This is a genomic window from Chryseobacterium pyrolae (genome assembly GCF_025153485.1).
GTDB classification, from domain to species: domain Bacteria; phylum Bacteroidota; class Bacteroidia; order Flavobacteriales; family Weeksellaceae; genus Chryseobacterium; species Chryseobacterium antibioticum.
The window spans coordinates 610910-617065 of sequence record NZ_JANZQH010000003.1 but is presented as its reverse complement, the minus strand read 5'-3'; the positions used below and the strand labels follow the sequence as shown (position 1 = coordinate 617065).

5 protein-coding genes and 1 other RNA gene are annotated in these 6156 nt (G+C 38.2%); 4 read left to right on the top strand and 2 right to left on the bottom strand.

The window, feature by feature from the left end; translation table 11 throughout:
- Window positions 1-231: 231 nt before the first annotated feature.
- Window positions 232-1101 (top strand): polyphosphate kinase 2 family protein, encoded by an 870-nt coding sequence (locus tag NZD88_RS09680; protein ID WP_259828927.1) that lies wholly within the window; start codon window positions 232-234, stop codon window positions 1099-1101.
- 121 nt (window positions 1102-1222) lie between these two features.
- Here the strand turns inward: NZD88_RS09680 and rnpB are convergent.
- An RNA gene (gene rnpB / locus NZD88_RS09675) (RNase P RNA component class A) lies at window positions 1223-1547 on the bottom strand.
- A gap of 156 nt (window positions 1548-1703) precedes the next feature.
- Here rnpB and NZD88_RS09670 point away from each other — a divergent pair.
- Genes NZD88_RS09670 through NZD88_RS09660 form a run of 3 tightly spaced genes read left to right on the top strand, consistent with a single transcriptional unit; the run spans window position 1704 to window position 4549 of the window.
- Window positions 1704-2195 carry an RNA polymerase sigma factor gene (locus NZD88_RS09670; protein WP_034729370.1) on the top strand — a complete coding sequence of 164 codons (492 nt, stop codon included), beginning with the start codon at window positions 1704-1706 and terminating at the stop codon, window positions 2193-2195.
- A complete protein-coding gene (locus tag NZD88_RS09665; RefSeq protein ID WP_169234946.1) occupies window positions 2188-2862 on the top strand; it encodes a beta-carotene 15,15'-monooxygenase in 675 nt (224 codons plus the stop codon). Before NZD88_RS09670 ends, NZD88_RS09665 begins: the two co-directional genes overlap by 8 nt.
- 58 nt (window positions 2863-2920) lie before the next feature.
- Window positions 2921-4549, top strand: a complete 1629-nt coding sequence (locus NZD88_RS09660; RefSeq protein WP_259828925.1) for an AMP-binding protein — start codon at window positions 2921-2923, stop codon at window positions 4547-4549.
- 81 nt (window positions 4550-4630) lie between these two features.
- Here NZD88_RS09660 and rpoN read toward each other — a convergent pair whose 3' ends face one another.
- Window positions 4631-6094, bottom strand: a complete 1464-nt coding sequence (gene rpoN / locus NZD88_RS09655) for an RNA polymerase factor sigma-54 (RefSeq protein ID WP_259828924.1) — start codon at window positions 6092-6094, stop codon at window positions 4631-4633.
- Between the last annotated feature and the right edge of the window lie 62 nt (window positions 6095-6156).

The following is a 6156-nucleotide window of genomic DNA, read 5'->3' as shown; positions in this document are numbered from 1 at the left end:
ACGCTTGACGTACCGGGTTTCTAAATGTTCTTCCATAACGATTCTTTTTTTGTGTATCGATATTTCAGGACTAGACATATTCAAAAAATAAAAGAACCGTCTTCATTGGAGACGGTTTTTTTATTACATTTAAATAAGATTTTAGAGATTAGAAGTTAGATATTAGTTAAAAATCCTCCTAATTCTCTAATCTCTCAATAAATTATTCAATCATTTAATATTAAAAAAAATATGGACACCAATTTCTCAGACGATTTCCTGGTAAAAGGAAAATTTTCAATAAAAAAAACTTCAACAGAATATAAAGGAAAGCTGACCAAAGAAGAAGGCGGACAGCTATTGATACAAGAAAAAGAAAAACTCCGTGACCTGCAGGAAAAACTATATGCTGACGGCAGTCAATCTCTGCTTGTGATTCTTCAGGCGATGGATGCAGCAGGAAAAGACAGTCTGATAGAACATGTTTTCGGAGGTGTAAATCCACAGGGCTGCAATGTTACGAGCTTTAAAACACCAAGTTCGAAAGAATATTCCCACGATTTTCTTTGGAGACATTACCTGGCTCTTCCACAGAAAGGAATGATCGGCATCTTCAACCGATCTCATTATGAAAGTGTTCTGGTATGTAAAGTTCATCCCGAATACAACCTCAGCGAGAAAACATGGTCTTCTGTAAAGGATTTCAATGATAAATTCTGGGAAAACAGGTATGAAAGCATCAGAAATTTTGAACAGCACCTTTCCCAAAACGGAACCACCATTGTAAAAATATTTTTAAATGTCTCTAAGGACGAGCAAAAGAAAAGATTGCTTGACAGAATCGAGGAACAGGAGAAAAACTGGAAATTCTCTGCTGCTGATCTTCCGGAAAGAGCATTGTTTCCCAAATACATGGAAGCTTATGAAACAGCCATCAATGAAACAGCAAAGGATCACGCGCCCTGGTACGTCCTTCCAGCAGACAATAAATGGTTTGCAAGAGTAGCTGCTGTACAGATCATTATTGATACGCTTGAAAAGATGAATCTTAAGTATCCGCAGCTGAGTGAAAAGGAAAGATCAGAGCTTGATGAAGCTAAAAAAACACTTAATAACGAGTAACTTCAACTTAAACCATTAATTTACAGCCAATTAATCAATATTTAGCATCTATCCATAATAAAAGCGGAGACTTGGTCTCCGCTTTTATTTTTTTATAAACAGTTTTGTAACGTACATAAAAATCACGAGAAAATCTATAAGCCGGATTTTGTTCTTCCTGAGAAGTGCCTGTTATTTATCTGCGTCTTACATTGCTGCAAAACTTGAGCTGATTACCCCTCGGCTTTCAGGACGAGCCGCCCCTAATTTCCATTGCTGAAAAGAACCGATATACTTATCATTGCACCGCAAAGAGTTTACCTGGTTTCACTACAGCCGAACTGTACTTGCTTTCTGTTGCACTTGTCCTACCCTCACGGGTGACGGATGTTATCCGCTTTGCTGCTCTATGGTGTCCGGACTTTCCTACCCCTGCCGAAACAGGAATCAACAAGCCGATTTTCTCGCGGTTGCAAAGATACATATTATTTGGCGATGTGATGATGCAAGGATTTAAATTACTCTATTAATAAATCAACATCACCTATTCAAATCATTAAATTATCCTGTCATCATATCAACAAATCACTGCATTATTATTATCTTCGTGCCATTATATATCTATGACTTCCAGAGAAAAAGAATTTGCGCAGCTTATTAAAGATAATCAGGGCCTGATTATTAAAGTTTCGCGTCTGTATACCAATTCTCTTGAAGATGAAGAGGACCTGTTTCAGGAGATCGTACTGCAGCTCTGGAGAAGCTACGATTCTTTTAAAGGGAACTCTAAAATTTCTACGTGGATGTACCGCGTAGCCCTTAATACAGCCATTACTCTTTTCAGAAAAAAAAGCAAAAGCCTTCCTACGAATGAGTTGGACATCAACCATAGAGATTTTGTGGAGGATGACGACGATAAGCAGCAGCAGATCTCGCTTCTGTATACCGTGATCAAAACCCTACCCAACGTAGAAAGAGCGATTGTAATGATGTATCTTGACGACCTGCCCTATAAGGATATTGCAGAAAACCTTGGAATCACCGAGGTCAATGCCCGTGTGAAAATGAACAGATTAAAGAAAACCCTTAAAGAACAGATGGAAAAATATGCCTGATTTTGATTTAGACAGCTTTAAGAAAACATGGCAGGAACAACCTGTTCAACCGAAATACGACAGCACTGAAATCCTTCAGATGCTGAACAGAAAATCACGCAATTATGTGAAGTACATTTTCTGGATCAGCGTTGCAGAATTTTTATTCTTTTCCGTTCTTGGATTATTTTATTTCTTTCAGGATGAAGAGTCGGACAGTTTCCGTAAAATATTGGAAAAACTTGGCGCCCAGAAGGCCCCTGAAATAGAAACCAATTTTGATCATGCTTATTTAGCTATAAAAATTTTAAGTCTGCTTATTACGGCCTATTTCGTACTTAAATTTTATCAGAATTACCGCAAAATAAAGATCGAAGAAAACCTGAAAGGTCTCATTATAAGAATCATTAAATTCAAAAAGACCGTCAACGCTTTTATCCTGATCAGTATTGCCCTTCTGATTGCCTTTACCTTTGTATTTACTGCATTCATCTTTTATGTATTAAACTCCCAAAATGTACAGCCCGACAACTCCAACCTGATTATCGTAATTATCGGAATCGTTGTCAGTACGGTATTATGTGTACTTTTGATCTGGCTTTATTACAGACTTGTGTACGGAATTATTATCCGAAAACTCGACAGAAATTTAAAACAGCTTAAAGACATAGAATCTCAGGAAAATTAGCATAAACAGGCATCAGTTAAAGATTTTTCATTAATTTTATTCCACCAAATCTTAAACTATGCCATTATCTTATGTCTATGGAGCTTCCTCTGTTCCATTATTGGGACAAACGATCGGAGGAAATCTTAAAAAGACTGTTGAAAAATACCCTAATCAGGAAGCTTTAGTCTGCGTTCATCAGAACTACAGAGCTACATACCAGGAGTTTTATAATCAGACCACAGCTGTTGCAAAAGCTTTAATATTTTTAGGAGCAAAAGCTGGAGACAGAATCGGAATCTGGTCTTCAAACCGCTATGAATGGGTACTCCTTCAATATGCTACAGCCCGGATAGGAACCATTTTGGTTAATATCAATCCTGCTTACAGAACTCATGAACTTACTTACGTCATCAACCAATCGGGAATTCGTTTTATTTTTTCTTCCTTAAGCTTTAAAACAAGCAATTATAAGGAAATGGTAGAGTATGCTAAGGAAGTCTGCCCCAGTCTGGAAAATGAAATTTTCTTTGATGATAACTGGGAAAATTTTTTAAATAAAGGGCAGGATATTTCAGATGACACGCTTCACAGTTTTGAGGAACATGTGCAGTTTGATGATGCTGTGAACATTCAGTATACTTCCGGAACGACGGGTTTTCCAAAAGGTGTCACTCTCTCCCATCACAATATTTTAAATAACGGATATTCTATAGGGATGCGTTTAAAATATTCACAGAAAGACCGCGTTTGTATTCCTGTTCCGTTTTATCACTGTTTTGGAATGGTAATCGGTAATATATGCTGCACCGCTCACGGGGCATGCATGGTAATTCCTAATGACAGCTTTGATCCGGATATTACACTGAAAACGGTTTCAGATGAAAAATGTACCTCTTTATACGGAGTTCCCACCATGTTTATCGCTGAACTGGCGGTTAAGGATTTTGACACCTATGATTTTTCAAATTTAAGAACCGGGGTCATGGCAGGATCCGTCTGTCCTCCGGAGATCATGAAAAAGGTGGAAAACCTCATGAATATTAAAGAAATGAGCATTTGTTACGGAATGACTGAAACCTCTCCTGTTTCTACCCAGACCCTGATCGGGACACCTTTGGAAAAGCAGGTCAGTACTGTAGGAACCGTTCAGGATCATCTTGAAATAAAGATCATTGACGAAAACGGAAAGACGGTAGAACGTGGCGAGCACGGTGAACTCTGTACAAGAGGCTATTCTGTAATGCTGAAATACTGGAATGATCCCGAAAACACAAAAAAGGTACTGGACGACGCCCGATGGATGCATACCGGAGATATGGCCGTAATGGACGATGAAGGTTATATTACGATTTCGGGACGAATAAAAGACCTGATCATCCGTGGTGGTGAAAATATCTCACCTAAAGAGATCGAGGACTTTTTGTACACGTATGTCAATATTCTTGATGTACAAATTATCGGGATTCCAAGTGAAAAATATGGGGAAGAAGTGATGGCCTGGGTAAAAGTCCGAAAAGGCTTTGATATAACAGAAGCAGAACTTCTGGAGTACTGTAAAGGAAGAATTGCGCATTATAAAGTTCCGAAATACTGGAAATTTGTGGACGAATTCCCCATGACCATCTCCGGGAAAATACGAAAAGTGGAAATGCGTGAGATTTCTATTAAAGAACTCGAACTGGATAAAGCAAAACAACGTATCTAAAAAGTTACCACAGAGATTTTCAATTTAAAAACAAAGAAAAGCCCGGTATTTCCGGGCTTTTACTTATTTATAGGTAGCTTACTAAAGTTCTTTTCTTAATCTGGCAACCGGAATATTAAGTTGTTCACGGTATTTAGCGATCGTTCTTCTGGCAATATTGTAGCCCTGTTCTTTCAGGATGACTACCAGAGCATCATCTGTAAGAGGTTTTCTCTTATTCTCCTTACTGATCACTTCCTGAAGATGCATTTTGATTTCTTTGGTAGAAACTTCTTCTCCATCATCATTGGTCAGACTGTCTGAGAACAAGTCTTTCAGATAGAGGATTCCGTTCGATGTATCAGCATATTTACTTTTTACTACTCTTGAAATGGTAGAAATATCAAATCCGGTGATATCTGCAATGTCTTTCAGAATCATTGGTCTCAGTGATTTTTCATCACCTGTAATGAAATATTCTTTCTGAAATTTCACAATAGCCGTGATGGTCTGCAACAGGGTATTCTGGCGCTGGTTGATAGCATCGATATACCATTTTGCAGCGTCTAATTTCTGTTTGATAAACAAGGCAGCCTGTTTATGCTCCGAAGAGTTTTTATCGTGAGAATAGGTGGTCAAAATATCCTTATATTCTTCAGACACTCTTAAAGTTGGTGCATTTTTGCTGTTAAGCATTGGGATGACCATTCCGTCTTTCACCTGGATCACAAAATCCGGAATAATTTCCTGGTTGATGGTGATCGTCTGTGTATCAAAGTTCCCGCCTACTTTTGGAGAAAGTTTTGAGATTTCGTCCAACGCATCTTTAAGATCCTCTTCTTCAATATCATACTTCTGGATGATCTTATTGTAATGTTTATTGGTAAGGGCATCGAACTGATATCTTAGGATATTGGCAGCCAGAGAAACTGCTTTATCAGAGCTTACTTTCTTTTCGATCTGAAGCAGCAAGCATTCCTGAAGGCCTCGTGCTCCTACCCCAGGCGGATCAAGTTTTTGGATATAATTCTCTAAGATATCATCTACTTTTTCCTTGGTGGTATAAATTCCCTGCGAGAAAGCAAGATCATCTACAATCGCTTTGATCTCTCTTCTTAAATATCCGTCCGTATCAAGATTTCCGATCACATATTCTGCGATTTTCTCATCCTCATCACTGATATTGATCAAACGGATCTGCTCCAGAAGATAGTCATATAAAGACTGTCCTTCTGTCAGAAGACTTTCGTTATCAAATTCTTCATCGTCCGGAGAATAGTTGCTGGATGCCGTTTTATAGTTGGGTTCGTCATCGTAGATATAATCGTTGACATCAAAATCTGTTTCAATACTTGCTGTCCCTTCATCCTGATAAGCATCTTCAAGAGAAGAAAAATCGTCTTCCTTAGGATCTTCCTTTACAATTTCCAAAGCAGGATTCTCTTCTAGCTCTCTTTCCAGCTCCTCTTCGAATTCCAGGGTGTGAAGCTGAATAAGCTTCATCAGCTGGATCTGCTGAGGTGCCAGCTTCTGTCCTAACTTGATTTGTAAGTGTTGTTTAAGCATATTAGTCTTTGTGTTTTAACATAACATATTCTACGAATTTAATAAATTAATTCGACAAAAAA

Bases quoted from the DNA above. Each gene is read 5' to 3' on its own strand.
- NZD88_RS09680 (WP_259828927.1), top strand. From the start codon at position 232: ATGGACACCAATTTCTCAGACGATTTCCTGGTAAAAGGAAAATTTTCA.
- NZD88_RS09670 (WP_034729370.1), top strand. From the start codon at position 1,704: ATGACTTCCAGAGAAAAAGAATTTGCGCAGCTTATTAAAGATAATCAG.
- NZD88_RS09665 (WP_169234946.1), top strand. From the start codon at position 2,188: ATGCCTGATTTTGATTTAGACAGCTTTAAGAAAACATGGCAGGAACAA.
- NZD88_RS09660 (WP_259828925.1), top strand. From the start codon at position 2,921: ATGCCATTATCTTATGTCTATGGAGCTTCCTCTGTTCCATTATTGGGA.
- rpoN (WP_259828924.1), bottom strand. From the start codon at position 6,094: ATGCTTAAACAACACTTACAAATCAAGTTAGGACAGAAGCTGGCACCT.